This is a genomic window from Longibacter salinarum (genome assembly GCF_002554795.1).
Classification (GTDB): domain Bacteria; phylum Bacteroidota; class Rhodothermia; order Rhodothermales; family Salinibacteraceae; genus Longibacter; species Longibacter salinarum.
This window is the reverse complement of sequence record NZ_PDEQ01000006.1, coordinates 32,678-54,883: the sequence shown is the minus strand read 5'-3', so window position 1 is coordinate 54,883 and position 22,206 is coordinate 32,678. Positions and strand designations below refer to the sequence as shown.

At 57.8% G+C, this 22,206-nt stretch carries 13 protein-coding genes; 4 read left to right on the top strand and 9 right to left on the bottom strand.

Translation table 11 applies throughout. From position 1 onward, the window contains the following. The 5 genes from CRI94_RS12025 to CRI94_RS12005 all read right to left on the bottom strand — a co-directional run bounded on the left by CRI94_RS12025 (position 1) and on the right by CRI94_RS12005 (position 12,849). Positions 1-3,288 carry a type I restriction endonuclease subunit R gene (locus CRI94_RS12025; RefSeq protein ID WP_098076581.1) on the bottom strand — a complete coding sequence of 1,096 codons (3,288 nt, stop codon included), beginning with the start codon at positions 3,286-3,288 and terminating at the stop codon, positions 1-3. Positions 3,289-3,376: 88 nt separating this feature from the next. Next, positions 3,377-7,276 (bottom strand): hypothetical protein, encoded by a 3,900-nt coding sequence (locus CRI94_RS12020; protein WP_098076078.1) that lies wholly within the window; start codon positions 7,274-7,276, stop codon positions 3,377-3,379. Between the two features lie 43 nt (positions 7,277-7,319). Continuing rightward, positions 7,320-8,519: a hypothetical protein gene (locus CRI94_RS12015; protein WP_143815393.1), complete on the bottom strand. Its 1,200-nt coding sequence runs from the start codon at positions 8,517-8,519 to the stop codon at positions 7,320-7,322. A 360-nt stretch (positions 8,520-8,879) separates the two neighbouring features. Then, the gene (locus CRI94_RS12010; RefSeq protein ID WP_179862278.1) at positions 8,880-10,199 is read right to left on the bottom strand and encodes a restriction endonuclease subunit S; all 1,320 of its coding nucleotides are present in this window, start codon (positions 10,197-10,199) and stop codon (positions 8,880-8,882) included. A gap of 37 nt (positions 10,200-10,236) precedes the next feature. Continuing rightward, the gene (locus CRI94_RS12005; RefSeq protein ID WP_218919390.1) at positions 10,237-12,849 is read right to left on the bottom strand and encodes a type I restriction-modification system subunit M; all 2,613 of its coding nucleotides are present in this window, start codon (positions 12,847-12,849) and stop codon (positions 10,237-10,239) included. 1,580 nt (positions 12,850-14,429) lie between these two features. On the opposite strand from CRI94_RS12005, the gene CRI94_RS11995 reads away from it, so the two are divergent. Continuing rightward, positions 14,430-15,401, top strand: a complete 972-nt coding sequence (locus CRI94_RS11995) for a site-specific integrase (RefSeq protein ID WP_098076070.1) — start codon at positions 14,430-14,432, stop codon at positions 15,399-15,401. 115 nt (positions 15,402-15,516) lie between these two features. Here CRI94_RS11995 and CRI94_RS11990 read toward each other — a convergent pair whose 3' ends face one another. From CRI94_RS11990 to CRI94_RS11975, 4 genes are all read right to left on the bottom strand, one after another. Further along, on the bottom strand, positions 15,517-16,629 hold the full coding sequence (locus CRI94_RS11990) for a tyrosine-type recombinase/integrase (protein ID WP_098076068.1): 1,113 nt from the start codon (positions 16,627-16,629) through the stop codon (positions 15,517-15,519). A 337-nt stretch (positions 16,630-16,966) separates the two neighbouring features. Continuing rightward, positions 16,967-17,494 (bottom strand): outer membrane protein, encoded by a 528-nt coding sequence (locus CRI94_RS11985; protein ID WP_098076066.1) that lies wholly within the window; start codon positions 17,492-17,494, stop codon positions 16,967-16,969. A 529-nt stretch (positions 17,495-18,023) separates the two neighbouring features. Beyond that, positions 18,024-18,938, bottom strand: a complete 915-nt coding sequence (locus CRI94_RS11980) for a transporter (protein ID WP_098076064.1) — start codon at positions 18,936-18,938, stop codon at positions 18,024-18,026. Between the two features lie 85 nt (positions 18,939-19,023). Further along, on the bottom strand, positions 19,024-19,497 hold the full coding sequence (locus CRI94_RS11975; protein ID WP_098076062.1) for a hypothetical protein: 474 nt from the start codon (positions 19,495-19,497) through the stop codon (positions 19,024-19,026). A gap of 664 nt (positions 19,498-20,161) precedes the next feature. Between CRI94_RS11975 and CRI94_RS11970 the strand changes: the two genes are divergently transcribed. The 3 genes from CRI94_RS11970 to pyrR all read left to right on the top strand — a co-directional run bounded on the left by CRI94_RS11970 (position 20,162) and on the right by pyrR (position 22,187). Next, a complete protein-coding gene (locus tag CRI94_RS11970) occupies positions 20,162-21,016 on the top strand; it encodes a recombinase family protein (protein WP_098076060.1) in 855 nt (284 codons plus the stop codon). Between the two features lie 2 nt (positions 21,017-21,018). Next, a complete protein-coding gene (locus CRI94_RS17725; protein ID WP_179862277.1) occupies positions 21,019-21,180 on the top strand; it encodes a hypothetical protein in 162 nt (53 codons plus the stop codon). Positions 21,181-21,590: 410 nt separating this feature from the next. After that, positions 21,591-22,187, top strand: coding sequence for a bifunctional pyr operon transcriptional regulator/uracil phosphoribosyltransferase PyrR (gene pyrR / locus CRI94_RS11965; protein WP_098076058.1), 597 nt, complete (start codon positions 21,591-21,593; stop codon positions 22,185-22,187). Positions 22,188-22,206 lie beyond the last annotated feature (19 nt).

The following is a 22,206-nucleotide window of genomic DNA, read 5'->3' as shown; positions in this document are numbered from 1 at the left end:
TCAAACAGTGAGGTACGAATGACGGTGCTTCGCGAGGTCGACGATCTTGTCGGCCGTGGCCTCAAGCTTTTCGAAGGGGACAACCTCGTGTTCGTCAAGGTACATCACGAGATCACTGCGGAGTTGTTGCTGCGCAGCGTTGTTTCGCCAAAAGTCAACGGTTCGGACCTCCTGCTCGATGTGATCGACCATCTCCACCGTGACGTTGGCTAGATGCTCTCGCGTCGCGTCCGAAAGCGAATCTGCGTCGTACGGAGCAGGTGGCTCCGCCACGCCCTTCGCAGCGCGCTCCGCATCATTGGTTTGGCCCTGCGCCTCTGCGACGATCCGCTGCAGAAGGCTGAAGAAGGGAGCTTCTCGATCCGTGTCGAGCCCCGTGTCATCGGACGTGCGTCCCTGCCGCAGGTCGTGGATGAGTTCGTCGAAGAGCTTCGTCTGCGTCTCCCAGTCTTCTTCGTACTCGGCAAGGATTTGCTCCAGTCGCTCACTGAAGCGGTCGTAGAAAGCCGGGTCTTCGTCGCGGTGCTTCCGAATGTGGTGCCGCGCGGCGTGCTCCATCTCGGACGCCTTCGCCCGGTGCGAGGGCTGCTCCTGGACATGCTCCGAGAAGCCTGCGTCCAGCAGAGACACCGGGGGGATCTTCGGATCGATGCCCTCGGCGATCAGGTGCTCGTCGATCAGCTCTCGGACCTTGGCGCCCGCGTCGATGTGGGCCAGGGACTCGTCGCGGTACCGGTTGGCCGCCCGCTTCTTAATCTTGCCGAGCTGCGCCGCGTCGCTCTGATACTTCAGGGCTTCCGGGCGAGGCATGACCGTGTCCATCGAGGCCATGAGGTCTTTGTACCGCACGACAAACTCCGCGCGGAGCTTCGGGTCGCGCAGTAGCTGAACGGCTTTCTCTTCGTCTTCCCAGAGATCGTCAATCCCGTGCTTCTGAAAAAAGCCCATCACACGTGCGTGCCTGTCCCGCAGCCGGGGCAGTTCATCGCTAATGTCCGTCAGTGCGCCCCGGACGTCGTCGTCGCTGTACACGTCGAGGGCTTCGTCGAGGTGACTTGCGACGTTATAGTAGTCGACGACGAGGCCGTGCTCTTTGCCCGTGTACAGCCGGTTGACGCGGGCGATTGCCTGAAGCAAGTTGTGCTCGCGAATCTGCCGATCCAGGTACAACACCTGCTCGACCGGAGCATCAAACCCCGTCAGTAGCTTCGTGCAGACGCAGAGGAAGGCCAGCCCGTTTGCTTTACCGGGATCCGCATGCTGGAGGGGATCCTTAAATGAACCAATGTGCTGCTTTGTGGCGGCGTCCCCGCTCCATTGTCCCCAATCCTTAGGATCGTTCTTCTTGCCGGAGATCACGGCTGCAGCCTTGAGTCGACGCAGCACGTCGAGGTGCGCATGGGCCGTCGCTAAAAGCGCGTCCTCCGGGTTGGTCTTACGAAGCTCTTTGCGCTCATCGACGGTCAACTGGACCAGGCGGGGGTCGATCGATTCCGCTTTGGCGATGAGCTCATCGAGTGCCTCGCGAATGGCCGCCTGATACCGGACGGCAGCCTTGCGGCTGGCCGCGACGACTTGCGCTTTCATCTGGTTCGGCAGGACATGGGCGACGTAGTGCTGCACCATGTCTTTGGCCTTCGCCTGAATCAACTGCGTGGCCTCCAGCACGCTGCGCCGCGTTGCATGCCGCCGCTTGATCTCTTCGCGCTCCTCGTCCGTCTTTTCGGCAAACGCCGCGTCGAAGAGTTCATCCAACGTCCGCCCGTCCTTGAGCGCCGCCCGTTCCATGCGGCCCTCATAGAGGATCTTGACGATGACGCCATCGTCGACGGCCTGCTCGATCGTATAGGTGTCGAGGTACTCGCCGAAGATCTCGTGCGTCCGCTTCTTGGCCCCCATAAGAATGGGCGTCCCCGTAAACCCGATCTTGGCGCAGTTGGGGAGGGCCTGCATAAGGTTCGCATGCAGGCGGTCCGTATGCGATCGGTGCGCCTCATCAATTAAGACGACAATATCTTCGGACGTGTTGAGGACGGGAAAGTCCTCGGTCTCTTCCTGCTCTTGATACTTCTGGATCGTGGCGAAGACAAAACCCGGCCCCTCCTCCTTCAGGTAGTCCTTCAGCTCGTCCGTCGAATCAGCCACCCGGACAGTTTCCCCGGAAAGGGTTGCGGTCTTCGCAAGTTGCTCCTGCAGGTCGACGCGGTCCGTGACGACGACAACCTTGAACCGACGGAGGGCATGGAGCGATCGCATGACGCGAACCAGAAAGACCATCGTCAGGCTCTTGCCCGATCCCTGCGTATGCCAGACGATGCCACCCCTTCGGTCCTGGTTACCATCCTCGAGGCGCGTCTCGCCGTGCTGAAGACGGTACACGGTGTTGTGCACGGCACGAAACTGCTGATATCGCGCCACCATCTTGATGGTCTTGCCCTGCTGATCCTTAAACAGGATGAAGTGGCGCAACAGCTTCAACAGGTGCTCCGGGCGCAGCATCCCCGCGACGAGCGTCTCCTGCTGGCTAAGGCGCTCCACACCGAGGTTTTCGGCAATGGTATTGGACGGAACCGGGCTCGTGTCTTTCCAGGCAAGGTAGTGCTCCGGTCGCGCACCGACGGTGCCTGCGACTGCCTTGTCGTAGCTCGTCGCGACGAGCACCTGGTTGGTGTAGAAGAGCCGGGGGACGCCTTCCCGCTCCTCGATCCCATGCCGCTGGTTGGAGTACTGCAGAAGGTCTTCGACGGCGCTGGCGATCGGGTTGGTGGCCGTGGGACTCTTGCATTCGACAACGACCAGAGGGATGCCGTTGACGAAGAGGACCACGTCCGGGATGGCGTAGCCGGACGCTCCCGCATAGTCCACGCGAAACTGGCGGATGGCTCGAAAAGAGTTCCGGCTGGGATCGCCGAAATCGATGTAATGGATCGTCTGATCCCGGCCATCGTGATGCTCGGGATGCCCGTCCACGACCGTGCCTTTGCGGAGAAGGCGCGTCGCCGCCTTGTTCGCTTCCATTAAGTTGGGGGAAGCGACGCGCTCAAGTTCGTGGATGGCCTGGTCGATGCGTCTGTCGTCGAGCCACGGGCTGCCTCCCGCCCGGTTGATCCGAAGGAGCGCATCGCGGAGGTCCTGCCGCAAGATCACATCCCGAAAGCTGCTCCGGTCTCCCGACAAGTAGGGCACGTCCGTATCCCCGTCTTCCACGGTCCAGCCCATCTGTTCGAGCTGGTCCATAAATGGATTCTCCGTTTTTCGATACTCTCCCGGCGTCGATAGATCGTCCATCATTAAAGCCCGTTCTAACTACATCAGTAGACGGTTTTGGCATGCACTCATGCCTTAGATCCCGGCGCATCTTCGATGCTACCTAATCCTACGAACGCCACCTCATATCCTCCTCTTCTTCTTGCTGTCTTTCACGCTTTATGACCTCCCTATGGTGAGCGATTTCCTCGGTTGCCCATTGTCGAACAGCAGCGACATCATGTTCGAGTAGCTCTTCTAGCAGTCCAATTCTCCGCTTGTAGTACGGAATACGAGATCCCGTCGAACTGAAGCTGAACATATTGCTTCTCAAGGCAGAACGTACCTCGTCGACTTCTCCAAACTCGTCGAGAATCCGACGAGCCAAGGGGTACCAAACCGGGTTTGTCGGTTCGTCATCTAGACCTGCACGCTGTTCGGCGTTTGAATCATTCGGCTTGTCAAAAATTGGCACCGTCTCGGCGAGTAAGACTGGGGCTTGGGGAGTGTTGTTGTGACTCCAGTCAATTAAGAAGTCATCATCAATGCTTCGAAAGAGTGGCCCACCGGGAGCCGTTTCGGAGGTTGATACCACCGGGTTGGATGCGACGATTGCCGTGATGGCCATACTCTTGTAGGAGCCGGACAGAAGCGCATCGCTAAACGTCTCCCAAACGGTATCGACGTATTCCTTAAATAGAGCTTCCACAACTTGATCTAATTCATAAGCAAGCGATGTGGACGGTGAGGCAGACTCTGCGGTCTTTACAATCTGGGAAGCTACTGCTCGGGCCAACTCATCATCGTCTTCGCCGCTAAGTAAAGAGACGATAGCATCACGCCAAGAATAAGAGCGTTGCCAAAGGTCCTCTGTGAGGGTCAACCCTCTGAGACTCGTCAAAACAATTTGACGCTGAACGTCACGGAGTTGGCGAGACGTCTCCTCACGATTATGCTGATAGGACTGGATTATCTCTAAAAGTGCTGGTCCGTATTCAACACTTTCCTCCAACACCTGAAGTGCAAAATTAGAGAGATCGCCAGGCGATACGTCGTGAAATGAATAGGTAAGTTCGGTTAAATCCCGAGCGGCGATTGAACCCTCTTTAATGATATCCAGAAGCGAATCCAGATCGTCTTCTTCTACACCGACCGAAGAAAGGATGCGCCAGTACTCAGATCGCAAAGTATCTGACTGGAGAATCCAAGTTAAGGCGTGGTTCCTTTGACTTTGAGTAACTTGAGAAATCAAGCCCGCTAATAGCCCCCAGTGCCGACCTTTATCCTCAGGAATCTTCTCTAATACCTCAAGGATGTCCTCAATAACCGGAACGGGGTCCTCGAGTATCGACGCAATCTCAATTCCAAACACCCTGGCGAACTTTTGCCTACCGGTACATAGAACTCTCGCTATCGTCGTCCAATCCGCTTCGTCGTCATTCGCCAAGTCTCTCGCAAGAGTTCGCGCTCTCTGTTCCGCAACCTTTAGGTATTCGCCGTCCTCGGTTCGTCGCACCCACTCCGACTGGGGTGGAGAGGTAACCACGTACTCCAACTTTCCGACGAGGTCGGTAGGTTGAAGGTCGTCTCTGAGACGCTCTAATCGACTTCGGAGCCCCTCAGGCATCTTACCCGGACGAGTACCCAATGCCCGTCCCACAGCTTGTAGTGCTCCTCTCCAAACTCCATCGACACCCTCTGCTGCTACGCGTATTGATTCCTCTGCCTTCCTACTAATCCCGAGAATCGCCAGAAGAGAACCAGCCGTTCCTTCTAGTTGCTTTCTCGCCAGAGCCCCCTCATCTCCTCCATTCTTTATCTTGTCCACGAGGAGGTCAAGGCAACCTTCCCAATATTCGTATATCTCCTCGTAGCGATCAGGAGTCCAGTCGTGTGGACCACTTCCTCCAACTCTACCCTTAGCTTCGTCGCCTACGTCTCTAGTGAAGTGTTTTGTCTTTAATGCGCTACCTAACGCTTCTATAGCAATCCGTCGTCTGGCAGCATCATCAGACTCGAGACCATCCTTAAGAACCGTCAATCGTTCGGGCGCGGGTACCTGCGTCCCGGACAGGTACACGTGGAAAAGTCGTTTGAACCTTCCCGTGGCGTTGTTCGCCCATCCCTCCGTCTCTGCTGCAGCAAAGTGGTGAAGTATGCGTGCTGCGGGAAGAAAACTCTCTCGATGGAAGACCAGGTGTTCTAGTGCTCTCACAAGAGCGCGCCGCCCATCCTTAACTTCAAGGAGTTCGTCAGTTGACTTGTCGCCGAATGCCCGCTCTAATGCACCTGCAGCTGCTGGAGGATTGAGTACGGCCAAGGCTCGAAAGATTCTACCACCCGCGGAGGTCCTCAGGACCTCCGCTCGGGTAAAAGGACTGCCATCCTCGCAGAGCTCGCCTGCAATCTCGCGTGCATTTTCGACTTCACTAAGCCGCTCTAGCTGCAAGCAAAGAGAATCAACCAGTCCGGCCTCGTGCGCTGTCCTTAACAATTCCTCTGCTTCAACGGGTGGAGCCGTCTGCCACCATTCCGCCGCCAAACGAAGAGCGAGCGGGAGCGGCCGGACACGCATGTATCGCCCCCGTTCTTGGATTATGCTCCTTAGCTTAAACTCATTACATACCCGGTGAAACCGACGGGGATCAACATCGGCAACCTCTTCTGCAATAAATTGCAACTGATGATCCAGGTCACCCGCCACACCGAAATACGCGAAGAGAGCGCAACATCTAATCATGTGTCTCTTCTCTGGGTCATCACTGCGCCCAAAAAGCATCCGCGTGATGAGACGCTCATCACTCAACGTATCTCCGCCTACTCCCTCCGTTTCCCATGTTTCGAGGAGCAGTTCTGCAATCAAAGGAAACCCCTGAGCAAATTCCTCGACGCGCTCCAAATCCGGCTTACTCAGCCCGCGGGCGGCAGGAGTTTCTTCCAACATCTTGCGAACGACGGGGCGCTGCACCTCGGGGCTTAATTCGACTCGCTCACCCCTTCCTTCTCCTTTATCAAAATCGTAGTCCAACGTCAGCAAGCGAACTCTCGACCCCCCCCTGTCCACTATCGATGCGAGACGATCGTGAAATGCGATCCTGCAATCGTCGACAACGACTACTGCATCTACCTGTGCTTGGACTAAGCCTCGGACGCTCCTTAGCAAGTCTGGCTCATTTATGTCGCCCTCTTTAGCATATAACACCAGTTTATTCAGATAATCCCGAATACCAAGAGCACCATTGTCATCATCACTAATTTCGTTTTGCTCCGGGTTCCGCAAAGCCTCCAAGGCTAGACGCGTTTTTCCAAGACCAGATAGCCCAACAATTCTTGAGACGGATCCGGGATTTGACAGCCTCGACCGAATCCACTCCATGTTCGATGACATCTCATCCGATACGGCTAAATTGGCCGCAAGCCGAGTATTACCTGCCCAATCCTCCCACCGGATAAAACCATTCGAAACACGTTGATTGGTTAATCTGCGGATCAACGTAATGACGCTTGGATACTGCCGGGCCCAATTAACCAATTTGCTGGCATCAATGACATCGAATTGTATGTCCTCGGAATCTAGGTCGGCGTTACTCTCGCGAACCGCCTCCCGCATTTTCTCAATCCGGTCGTTGATTAGCTCATACGTTAATTGGCGGTTGTTAACCAATACGTACGATGCTCCTTCTTGGAGGACTCGTTTTACTCCTGGCTTCAGGTCATTCCCGCTACTATCAAGCAGTTCTTCTTTACAGGCTGACGGCCCCACATTGGTCGCCTTCACCTGAAAGGCAGTATCCCGAGAGTTGAACCCGGAAAGATTTTCGGGCGGCGGGTCTCCTTCCCACTGAACTCTACCGTCAATCCCACCGTCCCTGACCGTGATATTTAGAGGAATGTGGACTTTACTTAGCGAGCCTCCATGCTGGTATAACTCCAACCAGACTAGTTCTCGAAGGACCTTCGTTAATCCACCGCCATCAAGATCATCTAGAGAACTAGGCTCAACATCGAACAGCGGGTTGTCTGCACTCATATTCTGGCTAAAGCTGGTTTAGAGAAGCGACAACTACGGGAGGTTAATTTATACCTGCGCAATGTCCCTCAATAAAGTCGGCACGCTCACGGAGAGCCTGGTATTTATCTTGTTCGTCGCGACAAAACTTATACAGGTCTTGGAGCTCATCCTCCAACGTTTCACACATCTGAACCGCCCTATTCAAGATCGCATTGCATGGCTCTTCACCCAATTTTGCGCCATAGACTTGATCATTAGTACGAAGACTCGACAGGAGACGTCGCATCTGTACTTCATCAAAGTGCTCAATAAATTGCACCACAACCTTTCCGTAACGCTCTGTTTCAAAATAGCTACTTGCGTTGACGAAGTCATCCACAACCGTTTCTGCCAGGGAGTGGAATCCCTCCCATTCCATATTTTCGGGCAGGTAAGGTGCTGCCTCGGCAATTGCTTTTGGTCCTTCCCCCTTGATCCGTTGCATCGCTAGGTCCCTCAATTGACGAACCTTCAGGGCAAAGAGGAGATCTGGATGCACTAGCGATAGCGGCCGCCAAACAGTTTCATCCTTTCCAGAGGGTGTCACATCTATGTTTTGTAAATAGTCTGTGATTCGCTGCTGCTTGTTTCCAATAGAGGGAAATATATAATCGATACCGCCACACATAAACACAAACCTACCAAGCTGCACATCATCCATTCTATCCAGTACCTTTGTAGATTTACTTACAATGATATCTCGGACTGGATGAGAGTCTGCAACTTCCGGTAATGCCTTTAAGACTACACAGCGATTAAGAATCTCTTGACTTTGATCGTATCTGTTCAGGTCAAGCAGAGCATCTTTTAGGGTGATGTCAACAACGCTGCTAATCAACGACTTGCGAGCATGCCGAATCGGTGTAGCCTTGAGCCGTCGAACAGCACTTTCTTGCTCACCAGGAAAATAATCCGACCGGATATCGCGCATGATGCGATCGAGCGCTTCTGCTCCCTGCAGTGGCTCCCGTGAAAGTAGATGATCGACCGCATTTCTCATGTGAGTTCGAGCCACTTCTGGTGCAGGTTTATAAATTACCCCGCCGGGAAGTGCCGATGGGTGGGCACATCGATTTCGATCTTCGTAAATGCGTTTGAGATCTTCGTATTCGATTGGTGAAATCAGGCTAAACTCATCCTTTGCATCATCAAGAAGCGAACCTTCAAAATCGAGAGCTTGCTTCACATCTGCATTTTCAATTATTGTCTCAAAGCGCTTCACGCGCTGATCAGCCAGACTGTTATCTCCCAGAGCTAAGTCTCGAAATTTATCGATGATATCGTAACCGACAGCAACCCAAGTAGCGACGATACACGATCTATACGCAGTTGACTTATAGCAATTTATGGCTTCCCGGATGTATGCCTCTGATCTCTTCGTTCTGCAATCGAGAATAAGAGTTTCCAGATCTAGAATGCCTCTACTATTTCGCTGCAAGATTAACCTCGTTGAGTATTCTTGAATTTAATTTGTATCGCCCCAAAACCGATTTCCGAGCGTCACAACGATTGACTGGTTGTGATATTCTCTCAACTGAGTCAGTTCTCCACCCTCAAGCGCGCTCCCCACCTTCTTTTGAGGTCATGCGATCACATCGTTTACTCGCTTTTTGGCTTCAGGCACGCGGACACGTCCGTTGAGTAGGTCCTGCATGAGACCTGTTTTGAGGCATTGGAGCTTAGACTTGTACTCCCTTTCTTGATCAACGCGACTCTCTTGGGAGTGCAAGCGCTGAACGATGCTCCGCTGCTCCTCTCGTGGCGGAACCGCTACAGATAGCGAATACAAGTCCGACATATCAAACCTTTTGGTTCCATGCGTAGCCTCTGTGACAAGTCGCAAGAACGCGCCTTCGTGGGCTTGCATCCACTTGCCAAGATACTCACTCGCAATTTCGGCACTGGGAATGACAGCCTTCACATCTTGATTGAATGCCATCGGTCTATCGCTCACACAGACCGGGAACGTGTGGGCCAAGATCATCCCCCTAACAACGACGAATATCGATCCGGCAGGTGCGACTTTTGTCCCTGAAAGCCCTTCACTAGTCACGTAATCTGTCGTCCGCTCAACTCTGTAGGACTTCATGTCCTTCGGAGTGAGCCACGGGGTCTCACCTCCCCAATACGAAGGATTGCTGCGGCGCGGCGTGCCTCCACTTTTCCAAATGCCCACTTCACCTAATGTGGTGAGGTCCCACTCAGCCGGGACCTTACCTAAATCCGTAGTCTCCCGAAACGCCTCCGGCTCCTTCTCCGGGTCCCGCAGTCGTCCCTGGGCATCGAGACCGCGCGTGAGGAGATCTTGTAGGAGCCCCGTCTTGACCTGCTCCTGCTTCGCGATCACTTCGTCTGTTTCTTGGATCGCCGCGTCGACCGTGGCCAGCACGTCCGCGATGCGGCGTTGCTCAGACAGGCTCGGACGAGGAACAACGATCTCTGTAAAATCAGATTTGGAGATCTCGTCGAACGTACTTCCGCTTGCGAGTCGCTTCATCTCATCCGCGACGAATCGCAATACGTAGTAGTAGAAAATGGGATCATCGCCCGAGCCTAGCACCAGGTTTTTGAATCCCTGGTTCGTAGTTATCGGCATTGCAGCAATTGCTACCTCACCAATTGTTGCGCGCGTAGTCACAAGTAGAGACCCTTTAGGCACGAGATGGACCGACGTGCTTTCGTACCCAGATTTAGAGATCTGCTCCTCGGTATGGTGAATCCACTTACTCGTCCGACCAGTCACTTCGCTTGGCGTTAGCCATGGAATGCTGCCCTCCCAGTATTGAGACTCCGAACGTCGGGGGGTACTTCCTGCATAAACGCTTCCTAAATCACCGAGGCGAACTCTTCCCCACTCGGCAGGCAAACCGTCAAGATATTCCTGATGTGCTAGTGTAGACATGATAAATTGGTCCTGTGCCGTTTGCTGGCTCGGCAGATTATGCATACCCCATCGCATCGAGGTAACCATCCAGCTTCGCCGTCGTCTGCTCGCGTCGCGCCTTGATGTCCTGCATCGTCGTCCGATACTTGTCCCACCACGTCTCGAACGCAGCCACCACGCGCTGCCGGTGGACGTCGACGTAGCTGGAAAGTTCGTCTGCCAGTACGGTGCGGGCCACAGTGAGGACCAGGACCTGCTCGGCCTCCGTATCCAGCGCCTTGCGAGCCGCCTCGAGGCGCTCCAGCAGCTCCCCGCGGAGTTGCTTGACCGTCTTCTTGGCCTCTTTGATCTCGGCTTTGATCGCCTTGTACTGCGCCTGCTGCTTCTTGCAGTGCTTAATGGCAGCCTGCAAGTCGGCAGCCCGTGATGGGTTCTCTTTCATCTCGGCCTCAAGGTCGGTGATGTGCTCACCGAGAAATTTGTCGTATCGAACTGCGTCCTCATCGGCCCAGTCGTCATCCACCGGGTCGTCACCGGGCGGGTCCCCGCTCTCGAACGCATCCTTTCTCCCCTGCGCTTCTGAAAGAGCCTCCTCTGCCCCCTCGATTTCAGCGATATAGTCCGCCAGGAGCTGCGGGATGCAACGGTGGTCGAACGGATCGGGCGCGTCCTTATCAGTCCGAGCCGCGGCATCCTGAATCGAGGTCACCCACGAGTCGATTAGCCCGGAGAAGCCCTGGGCCGACAGCGTCCGGAAGTCGTTCTGCAGCGCATCCCACCACTCCGCGATCACCCCCGACACCTTGAACTCATCCAGGAGCCCGACCGGGCGGAGCGCCGCCTCGAACGAGTCGAGAAAGTCGGCCCTCACTTTCATCACGTCGGCCCCGTCGGCGAGCGCCGTGACCCGGGCTCGGTGATCGTCCCACCAGGAGCGAAACGCGTCCCGTAGGGCCTCCTCCTGGGCCTGTAGCGCGTCGTCGGCCTCGATGGCCTTCTTGATATCCGCCTTGGTCTCGAGGGCGTCTCGGAACGCGTAGTAGTCGCCGTGGCCGTTCCCGGTGGACGCATGCGTGAGCACGCTCGAGAGGTCGAGACCGTGGGCCTCAAACAGGTCCTGCTTGGCCTCTACCTCCGACGCCGGGATGCCCCCGTAGAGGTGCGCCCGCACGTCCTGCGGCTCGGGAGGCGGGGCGTTGTCCGCGTAGCGGCGGATGTTGAGGTTCCAGTCGTTGTTCTCGAGGTCCTCTACCGGAACGACCTTCGCGTAGCCGTCCACGTCCTCAAAGGTCCGATAGGTCGAGACGATCTTCTCGATGTGCTCGGCGCGAAGATGGTTCTGCGCACGCCCTTCCTCGTACTCCCGGTCGGCGTTGATAAAGAGTACTTTCCCTTTGCGCTCAGCCGGTTTGTCTCCCTTGTGGCGGAAGATCAAGATCGCGGCCGGGATGCCCGTGTTGTAGAACAGATTGCCCGGGAGCCCGATGACGGCTTCCAGGAGGTCGTCCTCGATCATCCCCTGGCGAATGCCCTGCTCTTTGCGGCTTCGAAAGAGAACGCCGTGGGGCATGACCGTGCAGACCTTGCCGCCCACGCGGAGGGAGGAGATCATGTGCTGGACGAACATGAGGTCCGCCCGCTTCGAGCGGGCCGACGTGTAGCCGTAACGGAAGCGCTCCTCGTGCGAGAGGTTCGTCTTCGAGTATTTCTGGCTGAAGGGCGGATTGGTGATGACCCGGTCAAAGCGCATCAGCTCCCCGCCCTCGAGGTGCTGCGGGTTCGAGAGGGTGTCTTCGTTTCGGATGTCGGCCCCCCGGATGCCGTGCAGAAGCAGGTTCATCTTGCAAATCGCCCAGACGCCCCCGTTTTCATCCTGACCGTAGAGGCCGAGGTCGCCCGCGTCCTGGTCGTGCTCCACCACGTAGTCTCGGGCCTGAACGAGGATGCCCCCTGACCCGACGCACGGATCGTAGATGCGCTGCCCCGCTTCCGGTTCAGCCAAGCGCACGAGAAGGCGAACCACCTCTCGAGGCGTGTAGAACTCGCCGCCCTTCTTCCCGGCCGTATCCGCGAATTGCTTGATCAGGTACTCGTACGCCGCACCGAGCAGGTCGGGAAACTCGAAGTCTTCGTTGCGCAGGCGGTACTTGTTGAAGTGCGAGATCAGGTCCCGCAGCTTCTGGTCGGAGAGGCGGGTCTTGCCCACCTTCCGGTTGAAGTCGATGTGCCCCAGCACACCCTCGAGTTCCGCGGCGTTGGCGCGCTCGAGGCCGCCGAGCGCCATGTTTAGATGGTTTCCGACGTCCTCGGTAAACTCCTGCACGAACGCGGTATATTCGTCGTCGCCTTCCGTGATGACGGAGACGTCCTCCCGGTCCCCGTACGCGTCGATGTAGCGCCACCGCGCTCCCTTGGGCACGAAGAGCGTCTTCCCGTACCGGGCATCGTGCTCGGCCCGTTTTCGAGCCTCGGCTGGGCTTTTCCCCTTTTCAATCCATCGGTTGAATATCTCCTCGTAGCGCGCTTCGAACACGTCGGAGGCACGCTTCAGAAAAAGCATCCCGAAGATGTACTCCTTGAACTCCGAGGCGTCCATCTTTCCCCGGAGGATGTCGGCAGCAGCGTAGAGATGCCGCTCGAGTTGCGGCAGCGTGAGAATATCGCTCAAGAGTTGTCGAAACTAATAATGGCAGAGGTGACCTCGAGGGCTGCCGCGATGTGGACAGCCGCATGTGGATGATACAAAACCTAAGCCCCGATCCCAACTCGACCTAAGTGAAAACGACGTATTTGGCGGTCATCCCCATGCCTATAAACTCATGCAATCATATACCCCGCTTTTCAATCAACTCCGCCTGCCCACACTGCGCTAGACAGGGAGTACATCGGCAGCCGACAGACGATTGCTCGTTGACGTGACCGACCAAGCAATTCCGTTTCATAGCGCCCAAGCGATGAACGGTCGTAACGCGATCAACGAACTGTCGCAATCATTCTATTTGGCGCTACAATTCCATCGGGCACTACACCAGCCACTCGGATAACTTCGGAACGTCACCCGCGCTTTACTCAGCGGGTCGCCGCATAGGTGGTCTTTTTCTCCCCTAGCATCGTTCACTCTTTTTGCCTCCCGGGGCGGCCTCGAGGCTGCTTTTCAAGCGAAGCGCCGCGTCCGTTCGCGAACCAACAAACTGTCTACCGCGCGCTTCCTTTACGCGCGCGTAATCCCTGCTCATCGGCTCGTGCACATCGCGATCGTCGAACCGCCTAGCTTCCTGCAGAAGACAAATACAACAGCATCTTCGGGCGTCCATCGAGGCAACGTTCGGGCCTTGACGCGACGATCCCAGAGTGCACGCAAAAAATCGGATCTGGGTGTACTTGACCTGCTTAACTGACTCCCTCCGGATACACCAACCCCTAGTCTTAAGGTACCGTCCAATCCCAGCCCACTCAGACGCGTACTGCCAACAACCGAGGCGCGATTTCTTGATCCGCAACTTCTTGATCTTGTTTGCGCCTCATCATGTTTGCGCGCGTCTACGGTGGAACGCGCGCCGCATCTTCGACGCCGCAAGCGGCGAAGGAGCAGGTTCTCGCTTCACGGTGGAGAGGCGATGACCAGCCAGAGTCCGAGGTCGATCGAAGACCCCACTACGCGCACCCATTTCCGGGCCGCTCGTTCTCTCAGTACCCGCTCCCTGTTCGGCGGTATCGATAACGAATCCCACGGTGAGGCCGCATGTAGCCTTGTGCGTCTGTAGCAACCCGAAGACTAGGTAAAGGGGGGGCTACAGGATCGTGGGGCGTAAGGGAGGGGGACAACGTCGATCTTCGCAGGGGCATACCCTGCTCTCGGTCACTACGAACCCGGCAGCCGAGCCTCAGATCCGCCTCAAGCGCCCAGAAACCCCGAAAAAATGCCCGCGTCAGGCTGAATTCGCATAAGTATAGGGTGATCGGTCATTTCGTATTGCCGAGCGTCGAGAGCAGGTTCAATACGTAACATCCGTCGGTTACAGCCCCCTCCCCACCCTCATTTCTTAACTAAAACTGCGCGGGATCGGGTGATTTTTTGCTCTCGATTGGCACGGCCGCCTACCTCAAGAGACCGTCCCCCCGGTTGCGATGGTGGGTAGGGGGGCGACTTCGTTGAAACGCGAAGCGCCCCCCTCCCCCTCGGTTGCCTTCGCTCTCCCTCCGAGCGACGGACCGATCCGAAAACCGACCATCGCCAACTGTCTACCCATGACGTACCGTCCTCGCTTTCCCTTCGTTGAAGAAGGGACGCCGATCTCTGTTCGGGAGGCCATTCTACGAATGCAGCCCGAACTCTCCACCTTTGCCTCCACCGCCACGCTTAGCTACTACAAGAGCGTGCTGACGCCACTTAAAGCCCGCTACGGCTCTGCCTCGCTCGACCAGATGTCCCGACCGCTCGTCCTCGAAATGGCAACGCGCGACGAGCCATCGACCGAGACGATTGAGCGACGCCTTGTCGTCCTCCAGGAGCTTGTTCGATGGGCCGCCAGCCGCGGCTACGCCTACCACGCCTCGGCTCTTGAGATCGATATCCAGGATGCCCTTGGCCCCCACGGCGACCGGGCCGCCCCGCCTTCCCTCTCGCCTGCCATGTGGCAGCGGCTCCGCCCGCACCTCACGCGCGGGGATGTGTTCGACCCGACGCGCTACCGCCACGAATGGCTGCACTGGGCCGTCCGTCTTGCCATCACGACGGGCCTCGGCCCCAAAGAGCTGTGTCAGCTCCGATTGCGGATGATCCACCATCCGCTCGGGTCGATCGTCCCAGCTGGCCTCGCGGCCTCGCCTGAGGGACCAACTCATTTCATCCCCATCTTCCGTGCGACGTGGGACACGCTGCACGCGATCGGCGCGGATGTCGAATCGCAATTCGTGCTCGTCGGGCCGGACAACCGGCCACTTCGTCCCACCCGTCTCCTCCAGGGCTTCGACGCCGCACGGCACAAAGCGGGGCTTCCCGAATCCATTCGATTCGACATCTGCCAACAGACGTTTATCGCAAGCCTCGTGCAGACGGGACACCTACTGTATCCCATCGCTGGGTGGCTCGGCCACGGCGACATCACGAAGGTCCTCCCGTTTCTCCCGTTGCAGCCGGGAACGGCCCCTCGCACGAACCGGCCCTTCGGTTGGTTGGACACTCCGCCCGACCCATCTCCTGGCGCGGCCGACAGCTAAACCTTTCGTGAGTCGATGATCCCTCAGCCCTCTGGCTGGGGGATCTTTTTTTGCTTCGTGAGAGACCCAAACAAGCTCGCGCCCCTCTCGGCTCGATAGAACAGGAAGAGACGCGTTAGTCATCGAAGGCATCCGCTAGTTCTCGCTTCAGCGTGTCGTTTGCCATATGGACGTATCGCATGGAGGTGCTGATATCTGCGTGACGGGCGGCCTCTTTGATGACCACAGCACTCTTGCCCGCTTCGGCCAAGCGCGTGCAGAAGCCGTGGCGGAGCGAGTGCAAGTTGAGCTTTCGCTCGATCCCCGCCCTTCGCCTCGCCTCACGAAACGCCTTGGAGGCACGCTCGCGGAAGCTGCGCGTGCTTCTTTTCCTCCTGTCAAAGGTCGGGCTTCGAAAGACGAAGTCCTCCGGGTCCCCCGCGCGGACTTCCTGCAATTGGCAAGCCGCCCTCGAGGTCAACGGGATGGTTTGTTCGCGGCCGTTTTTTTGCCTTCGAATGACAATCAACTCCCGCTCTCGATCAAGGTCGCGCCAGCGGAGCCGGGCGAGCTCAGATGCGCGCATTCCGGTGTAGAAGGCAAACCGAAACAGCGGCACCCGCCAGATCAGCTCGCCGTCGCGAACGTGACCGCGCTCTAGCTTCGCCCTGTAGTCCTTCCAAACAGCCGCGCAGATGCGATCCAGGTCGTTTACCCGGACCGCTTTTGGAAGCTTCTGGGGCCGCCTGGGGGCTTCTACGGCCTCCAGGGGGTTGCGTCGAGCATGCCTGCCCGCAACGCACCAACGGAAGAAGGTGCGTAGGTGCCCGTACCGCTTATGCTGCGTCGCCCGGGATAAGTCCGACCGCCAGACAAACCGTTGGAGGGCGTCTTCGGGTATGTCATCGACTCGAGGGTTTCCGTCGACCTGAGCTCGAAAGAGGGAAAGCACCTCCCGGTAGGTCCGAAGCGTGTTCGGGCGCCGCCCCGCCGCTTCCTTCTCTGAAAGGAACGCCTGCTCTGCTTCGGGAAGCCGTAGTAGGTCATACACCGGCTGGTCGAACGTCCAGGGGTCGTCCGTCCACGGATCGAACGCGCCTCGCAGATAGGCGTCCTCGAGGCGCACCATGCGGCGCCGCGCCTCGTGAGCATCTCTTGTCTTCAGGGAAAAGCGGTGTCGCTTCGGCGTCTTGGATGTATCGAAGAACTGTGCGTAGTAATGATCGGAGCGCTTGATAATGGAAGCCATGACTGGAAGGCAAATCGTGAGGAAATGCCTTCAAGAGGGAAGCGAACAGCTCGTTTGGGTACAGACTGTGTACAATTTGGGGCGGCGACCTCGAGGCCTCCGTTCTGTAACTCCAACCGAATTAGCAACTTAGCCACGGTACAAGAAAAGGGATCCGTCGGATTCATAACCCGGAGGTCGAGGGTTCAAATCCCTCCCACGCCACTGTCCGCTGAATACCAGCGGGCAATTAAGCCGTCCTGCTCATGGTGGAGTGGGGCGGTTTTTTGTTTGTCGCACGCCGAAACGTTGAAGCGCGGACAGCCGGTTCGCCGTGCCCACGACTCACTCGCGTCCGTCAAAAGGCAACGAGCAGTCCCACGCTCATTCCAAATCGGTCAATCTCGTTGCCGTTGGTGAATTGCGCCTGTGCAAACGGCCTGAGCAAACCGAGGTCGAGTTCGGCCCCCCCGACAATGTTCAACCCGGCCTCTGTGCGATCTCCCCCGAAGTAGGATTCTCCGACCTCCCCGCTCGATGAAACGCGAGCCACGCCGAGGCCAAGACCTACATACGGCATCAAGGCTTGATCTTCGGTAATGAAGACGAACACGGCGTTCACATCGAGGGTGAGAACGCTAAGGTCGTCGTTGATGGAATAATAGTCGATCGCGCCGTTCGCCTGGATAGAATACTCTTCGTGTCGGATACGAGCGTCCCCTCCGAGGGCCCAGCTGTCACCGGGGGCGTCGGAGATATCCCCAAATTCGACCGTCATGCGCGGCCCAACCTTGACGATGGCCTGCCCCTGGGCCGACGGTGCGGTCAGCAGCATCAGAAGAAGGATAGCAATCGTCGAGACGGCTTGCAGTCGTTGTTTTTGCATGGCCTCAGGCAGGTTACAAGAATCAGACGAAAGGCCACATCTGAAGTGAAAACACCGGCGCCATCCCACGGACTACTGTTCCCGCGGTGTGGTTGCGATTCACGGTCCTCCCTCCAGGGACCCGGACGAGCTTTACAGGGAGAAGGACGCACGGATTCAGCGATAGAGAGCGTCTTACAAAGTTGTTGCGCGCGTGATGGTAGGAGCACCGGGGTCAGCCCCACGCGAAATGACGTCGCTCGCCACGTAGCTCCCCACAGAATCAACTCCCTGCGGTCCGGCCCGACTACATAGCTCGCTGGAGCGCTCCGCGGTCTTCGCTCACTGGTTTATTGCCTCAGTGCCAAAGGGCGACCTTCGGCCCTACCAGGAGCATGACCTTCGGCTCTTGTTTCGCTCGTGTGGCTTCGAATCCATCCGCCAAACAGCACCTCCAACCACTACTTGAACTACATTTGACGGTGCACTCGGCACAGGGCCAGCAATCCACCATCGGTGTCGATCGGTTTCTCTGGTCGTGTATCCAGGTTTAGAACCTCACGAAGCCGCCGATGGACGTGGAAAAGCCGGGGACGGACTCGCTGATGCCGACGTAGAACGAGGTGTTGATTCCGTAGGACCCATTGTCCAGAAAATAGGACAGTCCGGCGCCGACTTGAACGGGCGGTTCTACATTGTCGATGATCTCAGCCTCGTAGCCAGCTACGCTGATCAACGCGCCGAGCTGGCCATCGAGAAACGCGCGTCCGATCGATGCGCTGTACGCGATTGAGTCGTTCAGTTCGAGCCCGTCCAGATCGCCGAGCCACCAGTACGCTACGTCCGCGAAGAGGAACCACGTCTCCACCCGCTGGGTGAGCCGCAGTCCGAGTGCGCCGTCCCATGCGCCCGTGCCGAATCCGGAATCTTCGTCAGCTACGGGCGCCTTCGCCGATGCTGTGAGCCGGATGCTCGGCCGCTGGTCTTTGCTCGTGATGAGAGCGAAAGAAGCGGACACGGAGGGGTCGCCGATACCCACATCCTGGTAGCTGACGGTGTCCTGGAGAATGACCGTGTCCCGCGACCGGGACCCCGACTGCTTACTCTGCCCCTCGGTAGAAGCATGTCGTCCACGCCGCTGCCGAACCACGTCCTGCTGGGGACCGCCGGACGGAACGCCCCCGATCGGCGTGTACGAGATCCACGGCGACGACTGGTAGAGAAGAGGAATCGAAAACGATAGATCATATCGATCTCCGCGAATGCCGAGGCCGTGTGTAAATGCAAGCGTGTGCGTCCGCTCGGAAAAGATGTAGGTACCAGTGGAATACCGGAGGGAGGTGTTGTACGTCCACTGCTGGGCATCCGCCGGATAAGCATAAACGCCCATCCACGTGATGGCGACGAGAGCGAGCAGGCAATGTCTGGATACGCGCCCAACTGGCTGAAACGGGAATACGCGCATAACGAATTGGAGAAAGGATAAAACGAAGGCCGCTGGATCTCGCACCTCGAACGGTTACGACATCCAGCGGCACGTTGTGTGAGGGTTAGTCCGTGCTCGCTGCTGTCGTCACGCCAAGCTTCTTCGACATGGCCTCCACCGACTCCACGGCTGCAGTTAGGTCTTCGCTCAGACGATGGAGCCGCGTCTGCAGTTGCTCCATCTCTGCTTCGGCGTTCTGCTGACGCAGCATATCGCGGTTCTGATTCATCGTTTGCGCACGCTCGGCAGCCGTCTTCAGCTGACCGGCCATTTCCCCGAGGTTCTGCCCCATCTGATGCATGTGCTGCAACTGCTCGCGACGCTGCTGGTCCTCAGCTTGCTGCATGTGCTGCTCCATCATGCGCGACATCTCCTGCGTCCGCGTCATCAACTTATCCATGTGGGACTGCATGTCCCGCATCTGCTGCATTTGGTGCTGCATAGCGCGACCGGGATCATCGACCTGGCCGAACGCCGGGTACGACAGAATTCCTGCGAGTAGCAGAGCGACCGTGAATGTGCGGGCGATCGAAATCATAGAACTGTCCGTATGTCGGGTATCGAGTGAAGGAGTCGCATCGCGACCCAACCGGACAATACGGCACAATGACGCAGAGCCATTCCTCATCCGCAGACATCAAGCGTCCACGCTTGTTGCAGTCCTCGGTAGGAGTTTTCCGGACAGCCGTCGGGGGAACCGGATGAATCTCCGGATTCGATCGACATACGGCCTTCGAGGATACCGAGGCGACGAATCCCAAGACGTGGCGTGGGACGGGCCGTCGGCGTAGGGCTCTTCGCAGAAACGAACGTTATCGCTGCGACAACGAACGGACTCCGCGCAGACGTGCACGGACGTACCGTTCTGACCTTTTTGGCGGACTGTGTCCTCCAGGCGCACTAACTTCCCGAAGATCGGCTCTAGCTTCACCGGTGTCGGCTTCCGGCCCATCCGCCAAACACGTGCTCGGACATAAAAAAAGCCCGCCAGACGTGGCGAGCGCTGCACTTTTTTGATTTGATCAACTGATTACAACATAGCAGGATTGCCGCACTTCTCCAAACGCCAAACGTAACGGTGACGTAATTCAGGGAGGAAAAGCACCGGATCACGGTCCATATTGAGGCGAAACGGGCTGCAACTTCCCCTTTTTGCCACTGTACAGATACGCCCCGTTCCAACACAATTCAGCAATCGCCTCATGTCCGACGATCCCTTCGGCATCCGTACAGCCCCCCGCCGAACCGAGACGGCGGGCCCGGCCGGCTACCTCCGCACCGCCCCCGACCGAGACGCTCTGGATGTTGCCGGCGCCGACCTCGACACCCAGCGGCGCGTCCTCCAGCGGTACGCCGACGCCGAAGGATTGGGCGAGTTGACCTGGTTCACCGATGAAGATACCCAGGGAGCAGACCTCGACCGAATCGGACTCCGCCGACTCATCACGGCGGTCAACAAGGGGGAGATCACCCACCTGCTCGTCTATCGCATGAATCGGCTCGCAAGCGTCCGTGCTCAACTCGTACACCTCTTCGATACGTACCTCACGCCGCAGTCCGTTCCGCTAATTTCCGTGACCGAACACATCGACACCGACGCGCCACGTGGAGCGTCGGTGATCGACATGCTACGCTCCTTCGAAGACCCGGCGCCACCTCCCTCCGATCATGAGGCGCAGATCCGGTCCCGGCAGCGCCAGCGCGAACTCGCGGAGTCGGGGGCATATGCCGGGGGGCGCATCCCGTATGGGTATCGCCGCATTGAGTCCAGCGGCTCGGATGCGGAGGACCGGACGCTCCGCATCGACCCGGACGAGGCGCGGGTTGTCCGGCGGATCTTCGACCTACGACGGGACGGACGCTCCCTCCGCGCCATTGCCAGCGAACTCAACGACGACGAAATTCTCTCTCCCCGGGGCGGCACGTGGTACGCCTCAACCGTGAAGTACGTGCTGTCGAACGAGACCTACTTCGGCTACCGGACCTACTCGCTGGACGGGCAGACGGTCACGCAGGATCTACCCCACCTGCAAATCGTCGCATCCCCACGAGACTAGGCATGACCATTCTCGAAAGCCCGCCCGCCGCCGGTCGTCGCTACGGACATTGCGACGATCTGCTCGTGCCATCCGAAAAGGTCGAACGTCTGGACACGCAGGTCAACCGCGAGCACCTCGCCGTTTCAAAGCAGAGCGAAGACGAGCAAAACCCTCGTCTCTAAATAACGCGTCTCACAGCAAAACGAACAAAACGGATGCATTGCGCGACATGCGCGTCACGAGATGAAGTCAGTCATATGGAAGACGCCACGTGCGCATCTCGCCCGGAATGGTGTAGACGACGGCGTCGGCTCCGTTTCAAACCGAGCGGGTCGGGCATGACCGATGGGGTTTCCTTTCCACATCCCGATAGAACCTGAGTCGATGCCTATAACTCACCCTGAAGACACAAAACCCGGTTGCCTCGCTGGATAAATATCGAGGCTTCCGCTACCGTCCCCCAACGGGGAACCGGCAGGAAATCAAAGCTCCTTCCGACATTCGTTTTCCATCCTTGCCATCGTTTTGTTTACTGTAACAGCGTGGACACGTTGCCCGATGGCCCCTCCTCCTTTCCCTGTCGATCCAGACGATGGAACCGGACGATCGCATTAAAGCTCAGCTCATGACCGAGCGTGATCTCGGCCGAACGCTCGACCGGATGGCGCAACAGATTATCGAGCTGACCGACCCCGACGTCGAGGAGGCCGGAGATGCGTTCGCGCTGGTCGGGATGCAAACCCGCGGCGTCTACCTGGCTCGCCGGCTCGCGGATCGTATCCGAACGCAGGAAGACATCGACCTGCCCGTCGGCGTTCTCGACGTCACGATGTATCGGGACGATGTGCGACTCCGTCTGAATCAGCCCCAGATCCGAGAGACCCGTATTCCAGTCGACCTCACGGGCCGTCACGTGGTGCTCGTTGACGATGTCGCCTACACGGGCCGAACCGCCCGGTCGGCGCTTGACGCCCTGATGGACCTCGGCCGTCCCGCTTCTGTGCGCTTCCTTGTGATTGTCGATCGCGGTCACCGAGAGCTCCCGATCGCGTCCGACATCGTGGGTCGACGCGTCCCCACCCTGCCCGGCGAGGAGGTCCGCGTCCGCCTACGCGAAATTGATGACCGCGAGGGCGTCTGGCTCGTCGAAACCCCGCATCCCCGTGGTCAATCCACCGAGACGGACTGACCCATTCGTCCGGTCGACT